Source organism: Aliiroseovarius sp. PTFE2010 (assembly GCF_049943335.1).
In the GTDB taxonomy this organism is placed as follows: domain Bacteria; phylum Pseudomonadota; class Alphaproteobacteria; order Rhodobacterales; family Rhodobacteraceae; genus JBNFVY01.
Map to the genome: position 1 here is coordinate 98,471 of NZ_JBNFVY010000001.1, position 23,638 is coordinate 122,108.

Sequence of the window (23,638 nt, forward strand, 5' to 3'; positions counted from 1 at the left end):
GCAACAGGCCTTATTCCGCCGGAATAGCCCCTTCTTCCAGTGTCAGCGGTACCGGCAGGTGAACCAGCATTTCCTTCGGGCAGACCTGCACGAAATTGGGCAGTTCGCCCTGCCAATGCGACAGGATTTCGGCGCCTTTGGCTGATTTGGTTTCGGCCACGTGGCGTTCGATCAGCTCGCGCAGCTGTACCTTCCAGTGATCCACCGTCACCGGGCCAATCACCAGTGATTCCATGTTCATCAGACCCTCGGCCACGCCATCGGGATCATAGATATAGGCCATACCGCCTGTCATCCCGGCGCCAAAGTTGGCCCCGATCGCCCCCAGGATCACCGCGATGCCGCCGGTCATGTATTCACACCCGTTCGACCCGCAGCCTTCGATCACCACTTTCGCGCCCGAGTTTCGGACCGCAAAGCGTTCCCCCGCCCGGCCCGCTGCGAACAGATACCCGTCTGTCGCACCGTACAGCACCGTGTTGCCGATGATCGTGTTCTGATCGGCCACCAGCGGCGAATGCATCGGCGGGCGAACCACGATGGTCGCGCCCGACAGGCCCTTGCCGACATAGTCGTTCGCATCGCCCGATACTTCGATCTTCAATCCCGGCGCGCCAAAAGCGCCCAGCGATTGCCCGGCCGAACCGGTCAGCTTGACCGTCAGGTGATCGGATTGCAGCGAATTGCGCATCCCGAACTGGCGCACGATATGGCTGGACGTGCGCGTGCCGACGGTGCGCAGCGTGTTCTGCACCGCATAAGACAGCTGCATCTTTTCGCCGTCGTTCAGGAACCGCGCCGCATCCGACACGATCTGCGCATCCAACGTATCGGGCACCGCATTGCGCGGCTTGGACCGGTCGTAGGTGATGTTATGCGCGCCATCGACGGTGATCAGCAGCGGGTTCAGATCCAGATCGTCCAGATGGGCCGACCCGCGGCTGACCTGCGTCAGCAGATCGGCGCGCCCGATCACCTCGTCCAGAGACCGCGCACCGATACTGGCCAGGATCTCGCGCACCTCTTGGGCATAGAAGGTGATCAGGTTGACCACCTTGTCCGCGTTGCCGGTGAACTTGGCGCGCAGGCGTTCGTCTTGCGTGCAAACGCCGACCGGGCAGGTGTTGCTCTGACACTGACGCACCATGATACAGCCCATCGCGATCAGCGCCGCGGTGCCGATGCCGTATTCTTCGGCCCCCATCATCGCGGCCATGACGATATCGCGGCCCGTGCGCAAACCGCCATCGGTGCGCAGGGTGACGCGGTCACGCAGGTTGTTCATGGCCAGAACCTGATGCGCTTCGGTCAGGCCCATTTCCCACGGCAGCCCGGCGAACTTGATCGACGTTGCGGGCGAAGCGCCCGTCCCGCCATTGTGCCCGGAAATCAGGATCACGTCGGCCTTGGCCTTGGCCACACCCGCCGCAATCGTGCCCACACCGGACGAGGCCACCAGTTTCACCGTCACCTTGCAGCGCGGGTTGATCTGTTTCAGGTCATAGATCAGCTGCGCCAGATCTTCGATCGAATAGATGTCGTGGTGGGGGGGCGGTGAAATCAGCGTCACGCCCTTGGTCGAATGGCGCAGCCGCGCGATCAGGTCGGTGACCTTCATGCCGGGCAGTTGCCCGCCTTCGCCGGGCTTGGCGCCCTGGGCCACCTTGATCTCAAGCTCTTCGCACTGGTTCAGGTATTCCGCCGTCACGCCGAACCGCCCCGAGGCGACCTGTTTGATCTTGGCCGACGGGTTGTCGCCGTTGGATTCGGGTACGAAATGCGCCGGATCTTCGCCGCCTTCGCCGCTGTCGGATTTCGCGCCGATGCGGTTCATCGCGACATTCAGCGTCTTGTGCGCTTCGGGCGACAGCGCGCCCAGCGACATGCCCGGCGTCACAAAGCGTTTGCGGATGCTGGTGATGCTTTCGACCTGTTCGATCGGGATCGCGTCGCCCAGCGGCTTGACGGCCAGCAGGTCGCGCAGGTGGATCGGCGGCATCGACTGCATCTTGGCGCTGAACTGCTTCCACATCTCATAGCTGGCGCGGTCACACGCCGCCTGCAACATGTGCATCGACTGGGCTTCCCACGCGTGCGTCTCGCCCGAGCGGCGCGCCTTGTAGAACCCCCCGATGGGCAGAACCTGGCTGCCGGACAGCCAGCCCAGCTTGTGCACCTGTTCCAGCTTGTTCTGGATCCCGTTCACGCCGATGCCACTGATGCGGCTGTGCATGCCGGGGAAGAATTCGGCGCACATCGCCCGGCTCAGGCCCACAGCCTCAAAGTTCAGCCCGCCGCGATAAGACGATATGACAGAAATCCCCATTTTGGCCATGATTTTCAGCAGCCCGGCATCCACCGCCGCGCGGTAGCGTTGGGTCGCTTCGGTCAAAGAACAATCCAGCAGGCCCCGGTCGATCCGGTCCGCCAGGCTGTCTTCGGCCAGATAGGCGTTCACGATGGTTGCGCCGCAGCCGACCAGCACGGCGAAATAGTGCGGATCAATGCATTCGGCGCTGCGCACACCGATGGAACAGAAGGTCCGCAGGCCCTTTTGCGTCAGCCAGAAATGCACCGCCGACGTGGCCAGGATCATCGGCATCGCCACCTTGCCGTCGCACTGATGCTGGTCGGTCAGCACGATATGGCCGCCGCCCGAACGCACGGCGTCCTCGGCCTCGGCGCGGATACGGTCCAACCCTGCGCGCAGGGCACCGGGGCCAGCGTCAGCGGGGAAGGTACAGTCGATTTCCGTCATCGGGGCGTTGAAGTGCCGCTTCAGCGCTTCGAACTCGGCGTTGGCGACAAAGGGGCTGTCCAGCACCAGGATTTCGGTCTGGCTGCTGTCTTCGTCCAGCACGTTCTTGAGGTTACCGAACCGTGTCTTCAGGCTCATGACGCGGAATTCGCGCAGGCTGTCGATCGGCGGGTTGGTCACCTGGCTGAAGTTCTGGCGGAAGAAATGCGACAGCGGGCGGTACTTTTCGCTCAGCACCGCGCTGGGCGTGTCATCCCCCATCGAGGCCAGCGTTTCCTTGCCATCCTCGGCCATCGGCGCAAGGATCTGTTCCAGCTCTTCGATGGAATAGCCCGCCGCGATCTGGCGCTTGCGCAGCTCTTCGCCGGTATACAGCGGCTCTTCGGGCACACCGGTCAGTTCGTCGTCCAGTTCCTTGATCTTGCAGACCCATTCACTGAAGGGCTGGCTGTCGGCCAGAAGGTTCTTGATATCCTTGTCGTGGTAGAGCTTGCCCTCGGCCATATCCACGGCCAGGATCTGCCCCGGGCCCAGCGCGCCCTTTTCGCGAACGGTGGCTTCGTCAGTCGGGACCATGCCCACTTCGCTGCCCGCAATGACCAGCCCGTCGCCCGTCACCACATAGCGCATGGGGCGCAGCCCGTTGCGATCCAGCCCGGCGCAAACCCAGCGCCCGTCCGTCATCGCCAGCGCGGCCGGGCCGTCCCACGGCTCCATCACGCTGTTCACATAGGAATACATGTCGCGCCACGCCTGCGGCAGTTCTTCGGCGGTCTTCGACCAGCTTTCCGGCACCAGCATCGTCTTGGCCATCGGCGCGCTTCTGCCCGCCCGCACCAACACCTCGAACACCGCATCCAGCGCGGCGGAATCGGACGAGCCATGCGCCACGATCGGCTTGATGTCTTCGGCCATGTCGCCAAACGTGCTCGACGCCATGCGGATCTCGTGGCTCTTCAGCCAGTTCAGGTTGCCCCTGATCGTGTTGATTTCACCGTTGTGGGCCAGCATCCGGAACGGCTGAGCCAGCCACCACTGTGGGAACGTGTTCGTCGAATACCGCTGGTGATAGATCGCGAATGCACTTTCGAACCGCTCATCCAGCAGGTCGGGATAGAATTCGGCCACCTGTTCGGCCAGCATCATGCCCTTGTAGATGATCGACCGGCAGGACAGCGAACAGATGTACATTTCGCGCACGCCGGCGGCAAAGGCGGCCTTTTCAATCCGGCGCCGGATCACATACAGCTCGCGCTCAAATGTTTCCTGATCGACACCCTTGGAATTGCTGATCAGGATCTGCTCGATCTCGGGGCGGGTGGCATTCGCCTTTTCCCCAAGGCATTCGATCTGCACCGGCACATGGCGCCAGCCGTAGATGTAATACCCCATCCGCAAGACTTCGGTTTCCACGATGGTCCGGCACGTTTCCTGCGCGCCGAAATCCGTGCGCGGCAAAAACACCTGACCCACGGCCAACAATTCGTCGCGGCGTGGCTTGTGACCCGTCCGGTCGACCTGATCGTAGAAAAAGGGCACAGGGATCTGCACGTGAATGCCCGCACCATCGCCTGTCTTGCCATCGGCATCAACCGCGCCGCGGTGCCAGATCGCCTTGAGCGCATCGATGCCGTTTTGCACGACCTGACGCGATTTCTTGCCGTCAATGGACACGACCAGACCCACACCGCAGGACGAATGTTCATCGTCTTCGCGGAACAGGCTGTTCTCGGCCATCCATTTGCGCTTCGCCTCTTCCTGGCGGGCCCAGTCTGTATCGAATTTGGTCATGGTCTCGTCTCCTGAATAGAGCGGTCATTTCTGTCGTCATCAAAGGCTTTGCGGGTTATCCCGCCCACCGATTCCACGCCGTTGCGCACGACGCGGGGCTTGCCCTGGATGGCGTATTTCACAATGTGGCCCAGCCGGCCCTGCCTGCGCAGCCAATCGGCAAGCCGGTGGTTGCCGTCGGGAAACACGTAGTGCCTGGCATGGCTGGCCCGCGGAAAGCGGTCCAGATGAATGATTTCGTCGTCGGTGCCGCCATGCAGGATGGTGACTTCGGTTTGCGGGCCCGGCAGTGCTTCGACCGCTTCGAACGGCCAGGTTTCGATCTTGTTGCGAAAGAACTTCCAGCGCCGTTCTTCGGGCACCCGGCTCTGACGGGCGGAAAACTGCGGCACAATCGCCAGAACCGCATCAACCCGTGTCAGATTTGGCAATATCAGCGCCATGGTGCCGCCCATCGAATTGCCGATCGCCACGACGCGGTCGATCCCGTGCGCGCCAACGGTCAGTTTGATCGCGCTGACGATCTGGTCGGCCACGCCCGGCCCGTTCATCCAGCTGCGCGAAATGTCCGACACGAACAACACGTGGTTGCCCCCGTCGGACGCCGTGCCGAAAAATTCTGGCGGGGGCATTTCCTGGCGGTGGTTTCCGACCCCGGACATGCTGACCACCAGCACCTTGTTGGTGCCCGGCAGGTACTGAATGCGCAAAGGCGGATCGACCGGCAGGTCAACCTGTCCGGGTGCGGTTCTTTCGCTGATCCGTCGTGCCGTATCCAATGGCATGGGTCCTTTGCTGACCTGGGTTTCGCCATGGCCCGGCCCGCGTGGGCCGTAACCTTTGTTTAACGTTTGCGCATAACCGGTCAGATCCGCTGACCCATCCGGTTTTTTCTGCCCGACACTTTGCCCGACAGATGTCCGACAGCCTGCTGACGCGTTGCCGACCGATGGCAGACGAATGGCAGACAGGCGGGCGCGGCCTATTGCGCGGCCACGGCCGAGGCGTTTGACATATAGTCCAGCATCGCGGCTGCCGCCTCGCGTCCGTCGCGGATTGCCCAGACGACCAGGCTTGCGCCGCGCTGGATATCCCCGCAGGCATAGACGCCTGGCAGGTTGGTGGCATGGGTGTGGAAATCGGCCTTGATCGTGCCCCAGCGGGTCACTTCCAGGTCCGGCACGCCCCACAGGGTGGGCAGTTCTTCCGGTTCAAATCCCAGCGCCTTGATCACCAGATCGGCGTCTTCGACATAGTCGGCGCCTTCCAGAACCTCGGGCGCGCGCCGGCCCGACACGTCGGGGGCGCCAAGGCGCATCTGTTGCACCATCACGCCTTCGACCTGGTCGCCGGTAAAGCCCTTGGGCGCCGTCAGCCACACGAATTCGACGCCTTCTTCTTCGGCGTTCTGCACTTCGCGTTGGCTGCCCGGCATATTGGCCCGGTCGCGGCGGTACAGGCATTTGACGCTTTGCGCGCCTTGCCGGATGGCGGTGCGCACGCAGTCCATTGCCGTGTCGCCGCCGCCAACCACGATGACCTTTTTGCCCTGGGCGTTCAACTGGCCGTTTTCATAGTCTTCGACCGTGTCGCCAAAGGACACCTTGTTCGAACAGGCCAGGTAGTCGATCGCCCGCACGATGCCGTCGGCGCCGCTGCCAGGGCCTTGTAAATCACGGCTTTTGTAGACACCCGTGGCGATCAGCACCGCGTCGTGCTTGCCCCGGATTGCGTCAAAGCTGATGTCTTCGCCAACGTTGCAGTTCATCACGAATTCGACGCCGGATTTTTCCAGCTGGTCGATGCGGCGCATGACCACGTCTTTTTCCAATTTGAAGCTTGGGATGCCATAGGTCAGCAATCCGCCCGCGCGGTCATAACGGTCATAGACTGTGACCTGCACGCCTTCGCGGCGCAGCATGTCGGCCGCGGCCAGACCGCCCGGACCCGCGCCGATGATGCCGACCGACTGGTCCAGTTCCTGCACCGGTTTGACGGGCTGAACCCAGCCGTTTTCCCAAGCGGTATCAGTGATGTATTTTTCGACCGCCCCGATCGTCACGGTGCCGTGGCCCGATTGTTCGATCACGCAGTTGCCTTCGCACAGGCGGTCCTGCGGGCAGATGCGGCCGCAGATTTCGGGGAACGTGTTGGTCGCCTGGCTGATGGCATAGGCTTCTTCCAGACGGCCGGTCGCGGTCAGACGCAGCCAGTCGGGGATGTTGTTGTGCAGGGGGCAGTGGCTCTGGCAATAGGGCACACCGCACTGGCTGCACCGACTGGCCTGTTCTTCGGCCTTGGCCTGGGCATATTCCGCATAGATCTCGTGAAAGTCCTGCTTGCGGTCACCGGCGTCGCGCTTTTCGGGCATGTCGCGGCTCACGCTCACAAACTTGAGCATTGGCTCTTTTGCCATGTCAGATCTCCTAATTCCTCCGCGCCTTTTACCACGCAGGTCCGGAAAGAAAAGTCAGTATGTATGACATAATATGTGACAAATGACGATTTACCGTCGTCAGTCTTTGTTTTTACAGCAAATATAAGTCAGCAATGCTTCCGTATTAGCGTGCAACTCAATCAAAGCGCCCAGAATACGAGTAAGCCAACAGCGATTCGCCACCATCCAAACAGGGCGTAGCCATGGCGTGATACGAACCCCAACAGGCCCTTAACAACGAACAGCGCCATCACGAATGCAGCCGCAAAACCCACAGCGATATCCCCCATCGCCGCAGAATCCAAAATCTCGCGATTTTTGTAGAGATCGTAAGTGAACGCACCGAGCATTGTCGGCATGGACAAGAAAAACGAAAATTCTGCCGCTGATCGCTTGTCCGCGCCAAGGGCCAACGCCCCGACGATGGTCGCGCCCGACCGTGATACCCCTGGGACCATCGCAAGACACTGAATAAAACCAATGATTAACGCCATTGGCAAAGGAAACCTTTCAGCGTCTGTGTGGGTCGGGTTCTTAACGAGCTTATCCACAAACAATAGGACGATGCCCCCGAGGATCAGAGCTGTCGCAATCACGCGCGGGCTTTCGAAGAGAACGTTCTTGATGAACCCGTGGGCCATCACACCGATGACGGCGGCCGGCAGAAAGGCGATGATCACCGAAGCTGCGAAATGCCTTGATTGCGCACTGCTGGGCAGCGTCACCGTCGTGTCTATGATCTTGCGGGCGTACACCCCCAATATCGCCAGAATCGCGCCGAGTTGGATCACCACCTCAAACGTATTGCCCGCGCTATTGAAGCCCAGAAAATGGCCCGCCAAGAGCACATGCCCGGTTGACGATACGGGGATGAATTCGGTCAGACCTTCCAGCAGCCCCAGAATGCCCGCAACCAGTGTTTGATCGGACATCAGGCAGACTTGCGCAGGTTTTTCGCCGAGTTCTTGACTGCAGCATACTGCCCAGACGGGCGATATTTCCAAAGGTAATCAGGCGTCACCGCCTCAGACGACACAGGCACAATACCAAGATCAGCGAATGTTTTGGTCTTGCCGGTCACGATATTGTCCTGACGCAATTGTCTGATCTGATCCAGCGTAAGGACCCTATTCTTGAACAGGCCGACGGTGATGCCTTGTACAAGTGTCAGCAAAGCGGCAATGATCTTGCCGACCCAAAATGGCATGTTCACGACAAGCCGCCTTTTCTGAATCTCATCCAAAATTTGCTGGACCAGTTCCCGTAACGTTGAAACGTCCGGTCCGCCCAGCTCGTAAATACCGCCAGCCGCCTTGCCTGTGACCCCCATGACCGCAGCTTTAGCGACGTCATCGACATAAACGGGCTGGAATTTGGTTTTGGCACCAATCAGCGGCAAAATAGGCCCCATACCGGCCATAGCTGCAAAGCGGTTGAAAAACGCGTCCTCCTGGCCAAACACCACCGAGGGTCGCAGGATCATGGCGTCTGGCATAGCCGCCAGAATACCTTCTTCGCCCAAGGCTTTGGATTTCGCGTACTTGCTGGCGCTCTGCTTGTCAGCACCGATCGCTGATATATGCACCATTCGTTCGACGCCCAGTTCGGCCGCTATGCGGGCGATCCGCTCGGCGCCTTCATGCTGAACCGCGTCGAAATTATTCGCGCCCGAGGCATCGAATGTGCCGACGCAATTCACAACTGCATCAGCCCCTTGCATCACGGCGCGCACAGACGCGTCGTCACGAATGTTGCAAAAAACGGGTTCTACCTGGCCAACTGCACCATAGGGCTTGACGAACATCGCCTCATTCGGGCGCCGTACCGCCACACGCACCCGCCACCCCTGTTTGGCCATGCGCCGGGCAATGTAGCGACCAACGAAGCCCGAACCGCCATAAATCGTGACCAGATTCGCCATAAGTCTCTCCAACACTGTATAGCCTTTTCAATAGCTTTCCGGGTGCGAATGAACAAGTCGCGAATGAAAAGCAAAGAAACGCGCAGAACAGACGTTGACACCATGCGCACGCGCCTATAAATCGCGGCTCCACGACACCTGCCCAGGTGGCGGAATTGGTAGACGCGCTAGCTTCAGGTGCTAGTGTCCGTATGGACGTGGAGGTTCGAGTCCTCTCCTGGGCACCATTTTCCACTATTGTGGTCGACAAGCGCTTCTTCTGGATGCTCATGATCCTGTGCTGTGCGCATCGTTTGCACTGGGCCTTCCAGGGGCCGTGCCGCGGATCAAACCAGCTCTTCAGGGAACCCCGGAATACCGACACCGGTTTCCCGCGCGGGCTTGTTGTCATGTGGCAGGACGAAATGGGGGCGCTCTTGTGGCGGTTTCTGTTGGTTTTCATGCGCGGCTTGCGTCCACTCGGACGCGCGCGTCATTTTGCCCGGTGCGGCGCCGCGGAACCAATGCGCGATTGAGCGCTGCCAAAGCTCTGTGCTTTCAACGTCGTTCAGGGTCACGCCAGCTTCCGTATCCCATCGCATGGAGCGACCGTTCAAATTGGCTGAAGACACCAATGCCGATGTACCATCAGCGATCATGACCTTGGCGTGAATGTAAATGATTTCAGCGCCATAGAGCGTGTCGCGATCCCCATCCGCTGCGACTGGGCGCGCCGGTGAGCCGACAAACAACCGTTCGCCATATGCTTTGCGAAGCCGATCCAACGCGTCTGCCTGCAACTTTTCGCCGTACCGGCTATCAAGAGATCGGCTTTGGTCAAATGCGATTTCTTCGGGCGCAGATGGCAAAAGAAGAATAACCTCTATTCCGTTCTGCGCAGCATCCACCAAAGCATCCGCGATCACGGATGACCTGAGAAATTGTGTTTCGATATAGATGAATTCGCGGGCGTTCTGAATCATCGCAACATGGGCGTCTTCCAATTCGGTCAGAACTTCTTTCGGGGACAGGGGACGCGCAAAGGAATTATCGCGGCAGGACAACGTGCGCAGCACACCCGGCGTCGCTTTCGGTTTTGCCCCGGCGCAACTACGCGCAAATTCACGCAAGTGGACCAGGGCCGACTGGGCCCGTTCATCGCGCACGATGACCTGAACATCATGCCACGTGTCGTCAGCCGAACGATCGTGTTTGGTGGTGTCGTAACGCCGAGGGTTCAAATCCAGCCCGCCGATATACAGCACCTCGCCGTCCACGACGGCCAGCTTCTGGTGGTGCGTAGCGGGGACCAAGGGCGGCGGCGGCCAGCGCTTGGGGCGTAGCGTTTTGCCCCTGACAACCAATTTGCAAAATCCCGGCATCAGGTCCAATTGCGCGTCGCGATCAGCTTTGGGCAGGTTGTTCAGCCGTTCACATTCCTCAACCAGCTTGGCTTTGGACACCGGGCGCAAACTTAGCCTGTGAATCCAGCTGACGCGGGCAGGGTGGAGCAAGACCCGCGCAGTCAAGTTTTCCGGGTTCGCCTTGGCAGCGTCCTTCAGGCGTGCGCGGCAGTCCCAAGAATACTGATGCATGGCAGGCCGTGCAACCGGGTCGAAATCTGCTATCGTGATGTCAAAGCGCACACCTTCTGCAAGCTTGGCCGCGATCAGATCTGCCCATGTTTCGCCCAGATCCGTTTCCCCGAACAGCCGCGTCGCGACGTCGAAGATTCGCATCGATATCACGACCTCGTCGCGCGCGTCGCGCACGATACGTTCAAAGGCCGGATAGGCTTCGCCGGCGGTCAGTAGAATTTCGGTCATGATCAGGTGCCGGCTGTTTCAAGTCGTTTCAATTTGAGAGCCACGGCCGCGCCAACAATCGAAAGCGCTGCGCAGACGGCAAGCGTAAATGCAGGTCCGGCAATGTGAGACACCACACCCAAGCCCAAACCCAATACCAGCACAAGACCGATAATCATATTGCTGACAGCGGTATAGGTCAGGCGGTTGGCGTCGGTCGTCATGTCCGTCAGGTAAATCGCCCGGCCGGACCGCACGCCGTTGTATCCAACTTGCCCCAGGAACATGATCCCCGATGCCCAAATCAGCGACACCTGCGTTTCTTCCCCCCAGCCGATCACAGCGGCAGTCGCGTAGGCGGCCGCAGCAGCAAACCCGCCCACCGCCAAAGAAAGCTGGCTGGACACATCCGACACGCGCCCCCATAGCGGCGCCGACAGCGTTGCTGCCGCAGCGGATGCAATTACCAATGGCCCAAGGCTGGTCAGGCTTGCGCCTTCGGAATGCGTCAGAGCAATAAGAAACGGAGGGGCGAGCGCCGTCGCAGTCAGGAAGGCCCGCGCGGTAATGAACTGTCGAAATTGGGCATCTTTGCGCAACGGGGTCAGGTAGTCTGACCATGACACCAGTTTCGCACTTTCACCCTTTTTCGGTCGCTCTGACAGGCCCATGAACATCACGCCGGCACCCAGCATCAGCACGCACGCCAACAAAATGAACGCAGCAACAACTGCGACAGTGACGTCACCAAACACCCCAAACGCCATCGTGGCCCCATAGGCCAATGCCGCGGCCGCTGCGATCCCCCCGGCCAAGCCCGTCACCTTGCCACGCTGCCCTTGGTCAACCGTGCGGGCCAAGGCGTCTTTGTAGGTTGTCGAAGCGACAGATCGGGCCAAGGCCAATACCAATAGCGAAGCAACGATCCCAAAGCCCGCAACGGCCCCATCGGTCGTCAAGGCGAACACGCCGATGGACAGTGCCGCCAACCCCTGCGCGCCAGCCGCGAGCGCCCAGAATTGCTTTCGTCCTTCGCGCTTGCGGGCAACACGCGCAACAAGTGGCTGCGGCAGAAGCGCGCCGGCTTCTCGAATGGGCACCAGAACCCCGGTGAGATAACCAGGCGCACCAAGCGCATTGATTAGCCAGCTAAGCACCAGCTTTGGATCGATAAGCGCATCGGCGGTTTTTGTCGCGCTGAGCGCCAGGACATGAATGGTCTGGTTGCGCGCATCTTTCGGTGCATCACCAATAGCTTTCGAGGTAAAAGCGTCTGCCATTCCCAGCACCCTTTATGAATGGAAGATCATGAATGGAAGAGCCGCAGCGGCACTGCGGCTCTTTCCCATGGTCAGGCTGCGCGCCGAACCAGAGTGAACAGGAACAGCACCAAGAATACCACAAAGAGGATCTTGGCGATCCCGGCGGCAGCACCTGCGATCCCACCAAACCCGAGAACGGCCGCGATAAGCGCAATGACAAGAAACGTGATTGACCAGTTAAGCATATCCAAACTCCTTACCTGAGGATGCTGGATAAACGCCGCGGCGCGCCAATTGGTTCCTTCAGTTTCTTCGACCAGCAGTCTGGCGCAATGTCAGGCCAGCGTTTCCGTCGACGCAAAGAACATCGCCTGCGAGATGGATGACAGCACATGTTCGGCGCGGAACGGCTTGGTCACCAGGAACGCAGGCTCGGGCTTGTCACCGGTCAAAAGCCGCTCGGGATAGGCCGTGATAAAGATCACCGGGATTTCGCCATGCGCCGCCAGCAGATCATTCACCGCATCAATGCCCGAACTTTCGTCGGCCAGCCGGATATCGGCAAGAATAAGGTCAGGCTTCTGGTCCTGGCCCAATTTGACTGCTTCGTCATGCGTGCGCGCCACACCAAAAATACGGTGCCCAGCATCCGAAACGATCTGCTCGAGATCCATCGAAATAATGGGTTCATCTTCGATGATCAGGACCGATCCGCGCACGGCATCGGCCATATCGGCTGTGCCCTTGACGACGAGCGCGCCCGCTTCGTCGGCGTCGATGCCCATGATGTATCCGATGTCTTCGTCTGAAAAATCCTCCATCGCGCTCAGCAACAATGCTTCGCGTGTCAAAGGTTGTAGCGTCGCCAGATGCTGTTGCGCGCGGGCAGCGATGCCGCGCTCTTCATCACCGACAGGTGCACCCGAGCTCTGCCAAATCGCGTGAAACATTCGAAACAGCTCTTTGCGCGCCTCGTCGGGCCCCGGAACCGTGGCTGGATCGGCGATCATTGCTTCAAGCACAGCAACGGCATACGCATCGCCCGTGGTTTGGTTTCCCGTCAAAGCCCGTGCGTAACGTCTGACAAATGGTATTTGTGCAGCAATGTGGTCCATGTTTTCCCTCAAGGTTTTTTTCGCACTAGCCGGAACCAGTGAAGATGATTAGCGTTGCATACCAATATAAGAGGGTGCACGGGCAAGGCAAACGGTAGGTAGAAAATGGCAAACAACCCAAATAAAGAGCCATCTGACGCCCTTGCTGGGCATTTGAGAGCGGCGTTCAAGGACACTGTTGATGAAGGCATCCCGGATGAATTCTGCAAGTTGATCGACGACAATCTCAAGCAGGCTTACAACAAGACTGTAGATGAAGGTATTCCGGATCGCTTTGCCGATCTGTTGGCCAAGCTCAATCGGGTTGCTGGCCAGGAAAGCAGAGATGACTGAGCTGGCAAATGAAATGTTGCAGCACGTTCCGTCGCTGCGCGCATATGCACGAAGCCTTACCAAAGATGCGACACGCGCCGACGATCTGGTCCAAGACACCTTGGTGCGCGCCATGTCGAACATCGAAAAGTTCCGCGAGGGCACCAACCTGCGCGCATGGCTTTTCACGATCCAACGCAACTGTTTCTACAGCGAGCGCCGCAAGGCCGTTCGCGAAACGGAAGACCCGGATGAAACCATGGCCAGCCAACTGTCGGTTCCCCCCGAACACGACGCCAAGCTGCAATACGCCGAATTCGAGGATGCCTTCGCGCAGCTGTCTGCCGAACACCGCGAGGCGCTGACCCTGATCGGCGCGATGGGCATGGCTTACGAAGACGCGGCAGAGACCTGTGGCGTGCCCCCGGGCACCATGAAAAGCAGGACCAACCGCGCCCGCAAAGAACTGGCGCGGCTCATGCAACTTGGAGAAGAGACTGTTCATTCCAGCGCCGTCGTGAAATCGGCCGTATGACCTGACGATGGGCGTGTCTACACATATGTCGCGCTCGATCATGGCGCGTTTCTGGGCCACGCTTACCGTGGCCCTTTTGCCGCTTTTGCTCCTGGCAATTGGTGTGCAGACGGTGCTTTTGCGGGACCGGACCCGCGCATTTCAGTCCGAGGTTACGCTTTCGATCCTCGACAAATCACGTGAGCTGCGCGCCAATCTCAACGATACCTCCCGAATCAGGAGTAGTTTGCAAGATCTCGTCGCAGGAAAACGGACCTGTGAGGACATTCAAGCGACCCTTGAGACATATTCCGCGGATATAGGGACAATCGGATACTATGGCCCCGACGGGCAATCGCGCTGCTCTGGCAAACCGCTTGAACAATCGGTGGTTTCGCAAATCATCGGATCTCAAAGCGAAATCTCAAGCGAAAACACCGACATCGTTCTGGTTCAACCGCTTGCCGATGGTTTTGTGGTAGCCAAGGCCGGCGTTCCAAGCGCCGAAGATCTGGGCGTGTCCGACTATGCGCTCGCAACCGAAACATGGCAGCCCACGCTTGTTTCGGGAACCCGCTTTGATCCGCCCGATTTCCCGGAAAGGTTGCTCACAGAACCTGGGCAAAGTGAAATTTATCGGGTGCCCGACGGATCAGTTCTGCAAATTCCGGACGACTCGGGCACATATGTGCTGATGACACGGCTGGACCGGGACTACGCCGAGAAATCGCTATGGTCCTACATCCTGCAGGCATCTGTTGTTCCCTTGACCCTGGTTTTGGTCGCAGCGGGCACTTCTGCATATCTGATCAACCGGCTTGTTATCGCAGATATTACCAAGCTGCGTGCGGACATGCTGGAGTTTCAGAGATTCCGCAAAGTGCCAGAGGCCGATCTTTCAGGTTCAATCGCGACCGAAACGTCGCGCATGCGCCAGAAATTCGCGCGATTGGCAGCAACTTTGGTTCAAGAAGAAGAAATCGCTCAGGCCCGCCTTGATCATGCCGAAGACCTGCAGCGAGAGGTCTTTCATCGCGTCAGCAATAATTTCCAGATCGTTCAGTCAATCGCACGGATCATTGCCCGAGAAGGCGGCGATCCAACTGCGATGAAGAAAATGGAAACCCAGATCGCTCTGCTCAGTGCCGTTCACCATTCGTTGCACCACATCGAGGACAGCGAAATGAGATCGCTGAATGCGGCGCTGCCGTCGTTGGTCACGAACCTTGAATTTACCGGGCTTGTCCCACGCAGCGGGGTCGCGCTTTCGCACGTCAATTTCAGCTTGCCGGTCGCGCAAACCTACAGCTTGCTCCACGCGATCGCCGAGTGGGTCGTCGATCTGGTTGGACAGGGGGCAAGCGAAATCGAAATCGTGTTGGGCATCGGCCAGCTCAAGATAACCAGCGATGTGCAAATCACGTCCGAACAGAACATTTACCGACGTTTGGCTGCTGCCTTTGCCGCGGAAATGAACGGCACGGTAGAAAGAACTGAAAACGGAATTGTCATGCAATTCCAAGTCTGATCCAGCCCGCTTTATCGAAGGAACCAAACCCCCACGGCCCCGTTGACGGTGTAGATGCAAACACAAACATCGGAGAAAGCTATGAATTGGGATCAGATTGAAGGCAAATGGAAAGAATTCAAAGGGTCCGCCCAGGAAAAATGGGGCGAGCTGACAGACGATGAGATCGACGAAATTGACGGAAACCGCGAAAAGCTGGAAGGCCGTCTGCAGCAGAAATATGGCAAGACAAAAGAAGAAGCTAAGAAAGAAGTTGACGATTGGCTGAACGCTTGAACTTTGACCGCGCCGGCACCTTGGCCGGCGTGGCCCTCCATTCAGAAAATTGCTTGTGCGGGCGCAGCTGCGAATGAACCTTCGCCAAGCTCTCAAGAGCGACTTGCAACCTGAACACGATCGTGTGGATGAACGGATGGGTGCGTTGGATTTGACCAATCGCGCCGATCTTGGTCGTTTCCTTCAGGTGCATTTTTCGACGTGGTCGGCGCTTGACGCCGTGGGCGATGAAGCGCGCCATGCTCTGGAAACCCGCGTGTCTTCGCTGGACAAAGACCTTGCTACGCTCGGCGTCCCGGCACGGCCCTTGCCCAAGATCACCGTTCATGATCATTCCATCCTTTATATGGCCTATGGATCAAAAATGGGGACAGCCGTGCTGCGCAAACGCTGGCTGCGCGCGACTGATCCCACTGTAAGACTGGCACAAGAATTCCTGACCTTGCCCGACGACCACCACGCATGGAACCGACTGTGTTCCACGTTGGCAAAAGAACAATCAGATACCGAAAACGCGAAAACTGTCTTGGCGGGTGTTAGAACGATTTATGCGCTGTTTTCCAAGTCCATGGCGTCCGTCGGTGGCGAGTATTTTTCCCAGTAGACCGCTGCATGTAAACCATTATCCTACGTTCACTGCGAACTGCGCTTTCGGGTTTTTTTCCTCATGACTGAACTGAATTTAACTGATTGCGATCTGGAACCGGTCCACCTGATTGGCCGTGTACAGCCGCATGGCGCGGTGCTGGCGATGGATGCCAACTGGATCGTGACACACGCATCCGAGAACATCGGTGATTTTGTCGGGATCCCTGCTAAAGACGCTATTGGCCAACCAATTGCTGGCTTGCTTTCGGAAGATGCCGTGCACAGGATCCGCACAAAAGTTCAGATGATCGGCGGAACTGATACGGTCCTTGCCATTCGTGGCGAAACTTTTCCGGCGTGCAGGGTCGATGTCTCGGTTAGCCATGACAACGGCGTCACTCTTCTGGACATCGAACGCCATGCCGAAGATCACAGTGACGGCGAAATGAGCATGCTTGCGCCTATCTTGGCGCGTCTGCCCGACACTGACGATATCAAACAATTGACCAAAGCCGTGGCCCGCGGATTCAAGGCGCTGACAGGTTTTGATCGCGTCATGGTCTATCGTTTTGCCAAAGACGGCACCGGCGAGGTGATCGCGGAAGTTGCAGCGTCGGGGATGGACCCGTATCTGGGCCTTCGCTACCCGGCTACCGACATTCCCAAACAGGCGCGCGCTTTGCTGCTGCGCAACCCTGTTCGCCTGATAGCGGATGTGTCCGATCCAGGGGTGGCAATTCTGGGTCAAAGCGAACTTGATCTGTCGCTGTCCGGCATTCGTGCCGTGTCACCCATCCATCTAGAGTATCTGCGCAACATGGGTGTCGCGTCGACGATGACTGTGTCGCTGATCGTTTCCGGTCGGTTGTGGGGTCTGGTTTCGTTGCACCATCGCCAGCCCTTCGCGGTTCCCATGGCGCTCCGCCATGCGTCGCAGTTGTTGGGCGAACTGATTTCGCAACGCATCACAGCAACGTTGATCAGACAAGAGATCAACGCGATAGCGCTGGCCGACAGCTTGCATGAGCCGCTTTTGAACAGCACCAAGGAATGCTCTGACATTGCCCAGATCCTCCCCCAACTTTCCGAATCCTTGGGGACAGTCATTTCTTTCGACGCGCTTGCGTTCATCAACGGGGATCAGATTTTCACGTCCGGAAACACCTGGAAAGGTGATGCTCTGCGCCAACTGCTGTCACCCTTGATCGTGGGCCAGTCGATGCGTCAGACAAACGATCTGGGCAAAGCAGCGTCCGAGGCAGGATTGCACGATCTGGCCGGTGCGCTTGCGATCCCGCTTTTGCCGGGGCAGGCGGTATTCCTTCTGCGCCGGCAAGTCACACAGACCATACGCTGGGCGGGTGCCCCGACGAAAAAAGACAATGCACAAGGGCGCCTTCAACCCCGCGCAAGTTTCGAAGCATGGAGTGAAGAAAAAAAAGAGCAGTCGGAACCTTGGTCCGACCGTGATGTGCGCATCGCAAACCGCCTGCGCACGATCTTGCTGGAAATGACGTTGAATATCCAAGGCAATGTCGAAAGTCGCCTGCGCCGAACCAGCCAGAACCAGGACACGATCATCTCGGAACTCAATCACCGTGTGCGCAACGTGTTCGCGTTGGTGCGCGGGATCATAACGCAATCCAGGACGGTCCAGAACCGGGACGAGATCAACGTGATCCTTGATCGCATTAGCGCCCTGACCCAGGCGCATGATCAGCTGACGCATCATAATGGCGTGTCTTTGTCCCGACTATTGAAGAGCGAGGTGCAGGCATTTACAGGAGCCAACGAAGATAAACTGACCCTGGTCGGCCCAGATCAGTGGGCGTCTGCGGACGCCGCGCCGACGATCGCTTTGGTATTGCACGAATTGGTAACAAACGCGGTGAAATATGGCGCCCTGTCGAACCAGACAGGCACCGTCAAGTTGTCAGTCGATCATGACGATAACGAACATGTTGTCCTGACCTGGGAAGAAAACGGGGGCCCCGAGGTTCAGGAACCGGACCGCCGCGGATTTGGCAGCACGATCATCGAAAACTCAATCCCGTTCGAATTGGGCGGCGAAGCGGAAGTACACTATTGCCGGTCGGGCTTGCGTGTTACTCTTCGCATTCCCGCGGGGTATTTCGAACCCTCCGGGCAAAACCATCCACCTGCCGAGGACGAGGAAATGGAAGAGCTCTGCAAAGACCCCCTAGCGCATATCGCGCGGTTGTTTCTGGTCGAAGACAACGCACTTATCGCCATGGATGTTGCAGACAGCCTCGAGCAGTTGGGCGCGCGCGAAGTCGTCGTGATCCGCTCTGTGGCCGACGGCATGGAACAGATGAAATTCGGAACACCCGATTTTGCCATTCTGGATGTAAATCTTGGCGGCGAAAGTTCGCAAGCGCTGGCCGAGCATCTTGTCGGGCTGGGGTGCCCCATTGCACTGGCCACGGGGTATGGTCGTGATGACCCGATCCTGCAGGGGTTTCCCGACGCGCCGCTCATGCAGAAACCATATGATCGGGGCGCAATCGCGCGGCTTGCGGGGCAACTGCTCAAGGCCTAGGTGGCCTGTTCCTCGTGATCGCTTCCCAGGAACAGGCCGATTGGCCGTGTGGCTGGATGTTCATCCAGGATGATTTTCGCGGCGATCAGGATCGGCACCGCCACGACCATGCCAATAACCGACCAAATCCACGCAAAGAACGCGACGGTCAAAAAGATCAGCGTGGGATTCAGGCGTAACCGGCCGGAAAGCAGGTAAGGTGTTACCAGCTGTCCTTCGATCGAAGTCAGCACCATGTAGACCGCGAAAATCCCCGCCGATGACCAAAGACTACCCGCGTCGCTATAGCCGACGATGGCGGCCAGGGATGCCCCGGCGACAGCGCCCAGGTAGGGCACAAAGTTGAACGAAAAGGCGATAAAGCCAAACATCACCGGATCTGGAACATCCAACAGCCACATTGCGATGCCGACGACCACGCCCAAGCCGGCATTGATGAATGTTATCCCGCTCAGGTAGCTGCCCAATTTGACCGAGACGCGTTGGACCACCTCAACCGTTGCGCGCTTTTCGCGGAAGTCACCCCCAATGGCGACCAGCTTGCGTAAAAATGTTTGCCCCGACGAAATCAGGAAAAACATCAGGACCACCGAAAGAATGATCTGCCCCCCCAAGGTTGGAGCCGTCGCCATCAGCCTGGCCAAAATTCCGCCTTCTGTGTCAACCTTGACGGTGACCGCTGACGGCTCTTCGCCCATGACCTCTTCGGCGGCTTCCTGAGCTTCTTGCAGATTTTCGACCATCTCGCCGCCGATGCTGGCCATATCATAGCGCATCGATTGCACCAAATCGGGAAGGTCCTCAAGAAGTTGAGCGACCGGGGCCGAAATCGAAAACAGCACGAACAGGATCACTCCTGACAACGCAGTACATACAGATGCCGCAGTCACAGAGCTGGGGATTCCGATACGGCGCAGCCGACTTTCAAGGGGCAACGTCACAAGGAAACCAAGAAATGCCGCTGTAATTGGCACCAGAAAACCCGCCGCCCAATGCAAGGTGTGAACGCAAAGGATGATGAAGATGCCGACCACGGCCCAATTCGTCTGAACTTTTTGCACGGGTTGCCTTTCATCCGGATTTGATGGGCGGGCTGTCCAAATCGCCCCACGAACAGCCTGCCGCGCGCGTTAACCAGACGCAGACTGTTTGGGCAACGCTGACCACGTCGGTTGGTTCCGCTGATGCGACCTGCTGAGACACCCCGACAACCCAGGGAACTTTTCGGATCGCCCCGGGTTGTCGATACGCAAGGCGGAAAAAGTCCGCCCTACCGTGGAACTAGTGGAGACCCAGATGACCCCGTTTCGGACCATTCACACGATGCGATCGACATTGGATCATACGATGAACTGTGTCTCTTGCTCTGCGCTGGACGTTCCCCGTTGAGACGTAATCTCACAGGTCCAGACACCGTTAACTGATCCCGTTCCCGTACCTCGTTGCATAAATCGCCGCCTGCCGGCTTTTTACGTAGTGGATCAGATTCAGGAGGGCGCGCGGTGGATTCCGCGCGCCTATCCATTTGTAAATAAAATATTTTCAAAAAATTTTGGAACGAATGATCTTCACGGATCGTTGCCCATCCAGAAGCTGAAACACGAACAAGAAAGGAATTCAAAATGAAGTTCCCCATTATTGCTGCAAGCGCTATCGCACTGAGTACCGCCGCCTACGCCGAGACCCATTCCACCACTGCCGGCGAAGAAATGAAAACGCCTGCAAGCGAAAGCGCCATCACCACGGGGTCGATGATCCGTGCCCGTGATCTGGTTGACGCTGAAATCTACACCGCCAACACGAAAAGCGATTTCATGTGGGATTACTCCACGTCTTATTCGCAAGTTGAAACCGACTGGAATGAAATTGGCGAGATCGAAGACCTCGTCATGGACGAAAACGGCAAACTCGTCGGTCTGATTGCCGAAGTTGGCGGCTTCCTTGATCTGGGCGACAAGCACGTGATGGTCTCGCTCGACGAAATGAAGTTCTTCAAGGCCGACAATGACGGTGACAGCGACTGGGTTGTTGTGACCGGGCTGAGCGAAGAGCAGCTGGAAGAGCGTGAAAACATCGATGAAGGTTTCTGGGAATAATCCCTGTCTCATCGTGCCCGGCCAAGTTCAGCCGGGCGCCTTTCAATTCAATCCGAGGGGACTGCCATGACCACCACTTCGAACGTCAAGAACAAGGTTGAAAACGTCGTGGACGAGACCGAAAGCACGGTCGACCAAGCCGCGAAAGACCTTCAGGACAGCGTCGATGCATTCGCCCGGACGGCCCAGGAAACGGTCGATACGACTGTGAACACCGTTGGTGACACGGTCAGCCGGACGGCGTCATCGCTCAGTGCGGCCGCAGCCAACCTTGCTGATGCGTCGGAAGCAATCCGCGACAATGAGATCGGTCAATTGGGACGCGACATTTCGAAACTGGCCCGCCGCAATCCCGTCGTCTTTGCCGGCGGCGCACTGTTGCTGGGTTATGCAATCGCGCGAACCCTTTCGGACGCGAGGTACAAGTGATGCGACGCTCTGAGCAGCCGAGTTCAACCCTGGCCCTGTTGGTGGACGTGTTCCGTCATTCATCCCGTTTGGTTGAAAAAGAGATCGAACTGGCGCGCAGTGAACTGCGGGCTTCGGTCTCGCGCGCGGGCGTCGCATTGGCGCTTCTTGTGTTTGCGGCCGTTCTGGCGATGGTGGCTCTCAATCTGCTGGCCGGGTTCTTTGTCGGCTTGTTGGTGCAGAACGGCATCGCGCCAACGCTTGCAACCGTGTTGGTTGCAGTCGGGTTCGGCCTTGTCGCGCTTGTCCTGGGCTTGCGCGGCCTGAATGACCTGAAGTCGGCAACCCCGGTTCCCGAGCAGACAATGGCCAATCTACGCCAGGACGCCGCGATATTGCGGGAGAAAACCAATGTCTGACATAGACCGGATCCAAGCCGATATTGACGCTGAGCGGGCCGCATTGAACGCCATGCTTGACCACTTGTCGGACCGTCTCGAACCCCGCGCGTTGGCCAGTGAAGCAGCCCGCACCTCTGTCGCGGTAGGCGAAGAAATGGCAGCGGGCGCAATAGAAGGCCTGCGCGGCGCAGGAAGGTCGGCAATCACGAATACAGTCATTTCTGTTGCGTTGGACTGGCTGTCGCAATCCAAACACAACCCGAAAACGAACCCAGCGGCGCATGTCCGTTCTACCCGGCATGCCACAAGCGCCGCACAGACCACGGAGGAAGACCCAATGACAACATACCATCCCATGGACGCTGACACCCATTCAGACAGCCGTCTGGCGAAACTCCAGCGTGACGCGCAGAACCTGCGCGAGCGTATCACGGAAGGCACCGAAGAGCTGAGCGAAGAGGCCCGCGCCAAGGTGATCGCGGCGCGCCATCGCGCGATTGAGGCCGCAGACAAAGCGACCACGCAAGCGCGTGAAAAAGCCCGCGAAGCGCGCAGCTTCGTGCGCGAAAACCCCTTGGTCGTCGGCGGCGCAGCCGTGGCGATCGGCGCTGCGATTGCAGGGCTTGCCATGTGGCGCGCCCGCGACAACCAATCGGGCGATCCCGCGGACGACGTGTATAACCCCTTTAGTGAAGCTGACCGGGTCTTGGAAGACGAGCGTGCGAAGGCCGCAGCGGTTCGCAATTCATCCGTGTTCGGGGCCGATGACGATGACGCGCCCAAAGACGTTCGCGCCAACTGAGTGCGGCGAACACACCAAGGGGCCGGCCACTGCGCCGGCCCTTTTTTTTCATGTCTGACCGACACTGTCGTATGGCGCCGCCGTTAGCCACCGACCTGTTGCGCGCGACGCCGCCCCACGCGCCTAGCATTGTTTCTGGGTTTCCATCCGCACGCGTGCGTACTGGTCGCGCAATTCATCCGCGACTTGGGCAAAATTATCAGCCAGTGGACTGGCCTTGCGCCATACCATGCCAATCTTGCGCTTCGGGCGTGGGGCGAGCAGGCGTGCGAACGACACCGGGGCAGAGGCAGCTTCAATCTTGGTGGCCATTTCCGGGATCAACGTCACGCCGATTCCAGACCCGACCATTTGCACCAGGGTTGTCAGCGAACTGCCTTCCATAAGATCACGCGGCGCCGACTGCGTCAGATTGCAGAACGAAAGCGCTTGGTCACGAAAGCAATGACCTTCTTCCAGAAGCAGCAAACGCATTTCACGCAAATTATCGGGCCGCGGCACTGGTTTTCCCGCATCGGCCAATGGACGTACCAGAACAAATTCTTCCTCGAACAGCGGCGCTTCGCTCAGGCCGGGCTCGGAAACGGGTAGCGCCACCAATGCAATGTCCAAACGCCCTTCGAGCAAAGCGCGCACCAGATTGGGCGTGATGGTCTCGCGCAGTTCCAGATCCAATTCGGGATACTTGGCCGTCAAATGACTGATCGTTTCCGGCAACAGATATGGCCCGACCGTAGGAATGACCCCTAAACGCAAGCGCCCGGCCAAGGGGCCTTTCGCAGTTCGGGCCAAATCGCCAAGTTCGTCCACGCTCTGCAAGATGCCCCGTGCGCGCGCCACAAGGTCCTCTCCAACCGACGTCAATCGCACGTTTCGCGGGCCCCGTTCGATCAGCGGGACACCGAACATGGATTCAAGTTCCTTCATCTGCACCGACAGGGCAGGTTGTGAAATCGAGCACGCTTCGGCCGCATGCCCGAAATGACGATGTTTGGCGAGAGCGTCAAAGTAGCGAAGTTGTCTGAGCGTAATATTCTTCATAACCAAAAACTATCACAGCTATCAGAAAATCCTAATTATAATAA

The 23,638-nt window shown here is 58.5% G+C and carries 21 protein-coding genes and 1 tRNA gene; 11 read left to right on the forward strand and 11 right to left on the reverse strand.

Annotated elements, in window-relative coordinates:
- Positions 1-10: 10 nt before the first annotated feature.
- From gltB to ACP2AV_RS00555, 5 genes are all read right to left on the reverse strand, one after another.
- Positions 11-4,549, reverse strand: a complete 4,539-nt coding sequence (gene gltB, locus ACP2AV_RS00535) for a glutamate synthase large subunit (protein ID WP_426370701.1) — start codon at positions 4,547-4,549, stop codon at positions 11-13.
- Positions 4,546-5,334, reverse strand: coding sequence for an alpha/beta fold hydrolase (locus ACP2AV_RS00540; protein ID WP_426370702.1), 789 nt, complete (start codon positions 5,332-5,334; stop codon positions 4,546-4,548). The genes gltB and ACP2AV_RS00540 overlap by 4 nt, the downstream gene beginning before the upstream one ends.
- 197 nt (positions 5,335-5,531) lie before the next feature.
- Positions 5,532-6,965, reverse strand: coding sequence for an NAD(P)-dependent oxidoreductase (locus ACP2AV_RS00545; RefSeq protein WP_426370703.1), 1,434 nt, complete (start codon positions 6,963-6,965; stop codon positions 5,532-5,534).
- Between the two features lie 161 nt (positions 6,966-7,126).
- Positions 7,127-7,921: an undecaprenyl-diphosphate phosphatase gene (locus ACP2AV_RS00550; protein ID WP_426371329.1), complete on the reverse strand. Its 795-nt coding sequence runs from the start codon at positions 7,919-7,921 to the stop codon at positions 7,127-7,129.
- A complete protein-coding gene (locus ACP2AV_RS00555; RefSeq protein ID WP_426370704.1) occupies positions 7,918-8,907 on the reverse strand; it encodes a complex I NDUFA9 subunit family protein in 990 nt (329 codons plus the stop codon). The genes ACP2AV_RS00550 and ACP2AV_RS00555 overlap by 4 nt, the downstream gene beginning before the upstream one ends.
- A 140-nt stretch (positions 8,908-9,047) precedes the next feature.
- Between ACP2AV_RS00555 and ACP2AV_RS00560 the strand changes: the two genes are divergently transcribed.
- Positions 9,048-9,134: transfer RNA gene (locus ACP2AV_RS00560), tRNA-Leu, on the forward strand.
- A gap of 99 nt (positions 9,135-9,233) precedes the next feature.
- Here the strand turns inward: ACP2AV_RS00560 and ACP2AV_RS00565 are convergent.
- The 4 genes from ACP2AV_RS00565 to ACP2AV_RS00580 all read right to left on the reverse strand — a co-directional run bounded on the left by ACP2AV_RS00565 (position 9,234) and on the right by ACP2AV_RS00580 (position 13,068).
- Positions 9,234-10,712, reverse strand: a complete 1,479-nt coding sequence (locus tag ACP2AV_RS00565) for a phospholipase D family protein (RefSeq protein ID WP_426370705.1) — start codon at positions 10,710-10,712, stop codon at positions 9,234-9,236.
- Positions 10,713-10,714: 2 nt separating this feature from the next.
- Positions 10,715-11,971, reverse strand: coding sequence for an MFS transporter (locus tag ACP2AV_RS00570; protein ID WP_426370706.1), 1,257 nt, complete (start codon positions 11,969-11,971; stop codon positions 10,715-10,717).
- Positions 11,972-12,042: 71 nt separating this feature from the next.
- On the reverse strand, positions 12,043-12,198 hold the full coding sequence (locus ACP2AV_RS00575; RefSeq protein ID WP_426370707.1) for a DUF1328 family protein: 156 nt from the start codon (positions 12,196-12,198) through the stop codon (positions 12,043-12,045).
- Between the two features lie 90 nt (positions 12,199-12,288).
- Positions 12,289-13,068 carry a response regulator gene (locus ACP2AV_RS00580; protein ID WP_426370708.1) on the reverse strand — a complete coding sequence of 260 codons (780 nt, stop codon included), beginning with the start codon at positions 13,066-13,068 and terminating at the stop codon, positions 12,289-12,291.
- A 105-nt stretch (positions 13,069-13,173) separates the two neighbouring features.
- Between ACP2AV_RS00580 and ACP2AV_RS00585 the strand changes: the two genes are divergently transcribed.
- The 6 genes from ACP2AV_RS00585 (at position 13,174) to ACP2AV_RS00610 (ending at position 18,846) form a co-directional block, all read left to right on the forward strand.
- Positions 13,174-13,401 carry a NepR family anti-sigma factor gene (locus ACP2AV_RS00585; protein ID WP_426370709.1) on the forward strand — a complete coding sequence of 76 codons (228 nt, stop codon included), beginning with the start codon at positions 13,174-13,176 and terminating at the stop codon, positions 13,399-13,401.
- Complete coding sequence (locus ACP2AV_RS00590; protein ID WP_426370710.1) at positions 13,394-13,915, forward strand: sigma-70 family RNA polymerase sigma factor; 522 nt, start codon at positions 13,394-13,396, stop codon at positions 13,913-13,915. Before ACP2AV_RS00585 ends, ACP2AV_RS00590 begins: the two co-directional genes overlap by 8 nt.
- A gap of 7 nt (positions 13,916-13,922) precedes the next feature.
- The gene (locus ACP2AV_RS00595) at positions 13,923-15,422 is read left to right on the forward strand and encodes a histidine kinase dimerization/phosphoacceptor domain -containing protein (RefSeq protein ID WP_426370711.1); all 1,500 of its coding nucleotides are present in this window, start codon (positions 13,923-13,925) and stop codon (positions 15,420-15,422) included.
- Positions 15,423-15,503: 81 nt separating this feature from the next.
- Positions 15,504-15,698: a CsbD family protein gene (locus ACP2AV_RS00600; protein ID WP_426370712.1), complete on the forward strand. Its 195-nt coding sequence runs from the start codon at positions 15,504-15,506 to the stop codon at positions 15,696-15,698.
- A gap of 73 nt (positions 15,699-15,771) precedes the next feature.
- Positions 15,772-16,302, forward strand: coding sequence for a hypothetical protein (locus ACP2AV_RS00605; protein ID WP_426370713.1), 531 nt, complete (start codon positions 15,772-15,774; stop codon positions 16,300-16,302).
- Between the two features lie 63 nt (positions 16,303-16,365).
- Positions 16,366-18,846, forward strand: coding sequence for an HWE histidine kinase domain-containing protein (locus ACP2AV_RS00610; protein WP_426370714.1), 2,481 nt, complete (start codon positions 16,366-16,368; stop codon positions 18,844-18,846).
- On the opposite strand, the gene ACP2AV_RS00615 is transcribed toward ACP2AV_RS00610, so the two are convergent.
- On the reverse strand, positions 18,843-19,907 hold the full coding sequence (locus ACP2AV_RS00615) for an AI-2E family transporter (RefSeq protein ID WP_426370715.1): 1,065 nt from the start codon (positions 19,905-19,907) through the stop codon (positions 18,843-18,845). The genes ACP2AV_RS00610 and ACP2AV_RS00615 overlap by 4 nt on opposite strands.
- Before the next feature lie 561 nt (positions 19,908-20,468).
- Between ACP2AV_RS00615 and ACP2AV_RS00620 the strand changes: the two genes are divergently transcribed.
- The 4 genes from ACP2AV_RS00620 to ACP2AV_RS00635 all read left to right on the forward strand — a co-directional run bounded on the left by ACP2AV_RS00620 (position 20,469) and on the right by ACP2AV_RS00635 (position 22,553).
- Positions 20,469-20,942, forward strand: a complete 474-nt coding sequence (locus ACP2AV_RS00620; RefSeq protein WP_426370716.1) for a PRC-barrel domain-containing protein — start codon at positions 20,469-20,471, stop codon at positions 20,940-20,942.
- Between the two features lie 66 nt (positions 20,943-21,008).
- Positions 21,009-21,371 (forward strand): hypothetical protein, encoded by a 363-nt coding sequence (locus tag ACP2AV_RS00625; RefSeq protein ID WP_426370717.1) that lies wholly within the window; start codon positions 21,009-21,011, stop codon positions 21,369-21,371.
- The gene (locus ACP2AV_RS00630) at positions 21,371-21,769 is read left to right on the forward strand and encodes a phage holin family protein (protein WP_426370718.1); all 399 of its coding nucleotides are present in this window, start codon (positions 21,371-21,373) and stop codon (positions 21,767-21,769) included. The genes ACP2AV_RS00625 and ACP2AV_RS00630 overlap by 1 nt, the downstream gene beginning before the upstream one ends.
- Complete coding sequence (locus ACP2AV_RS00635) at positions 21,762-22,553, forward strand: DUF3618 domain-containing protein (protein WP_426370719.1); 792 nt, start codon at positions 21,762-21,764, stop codon at positions 22,551-22,553. The genes ACP2AV_RS00630 and ACP2AV_RS00635 overlap by 8 nt, the downstream gene beginning before the upstream one ends.
- 123 nt (positions 22,554-22,676) lie before the next feature.
- On the opposite strand, the gene ACP2AV_RS00640 is transcribed toward ACP2AV_RS00635, so the two are convergent.
- Positions 22,677-23,594: a LysR substrate-binding domain-containing protein gene (locus ACP2AV_RS00640; RefSeq protein ID WP_426370720.1), complete on the reverse strand. Its 918-nt coding sequence runs from the start codon at positions 23,592-23,594 to the stop codon at positions 22,677-22,679.
- Between the last annotated feature and the right edge of the window lie 44 nt (positions 23,595-23,638).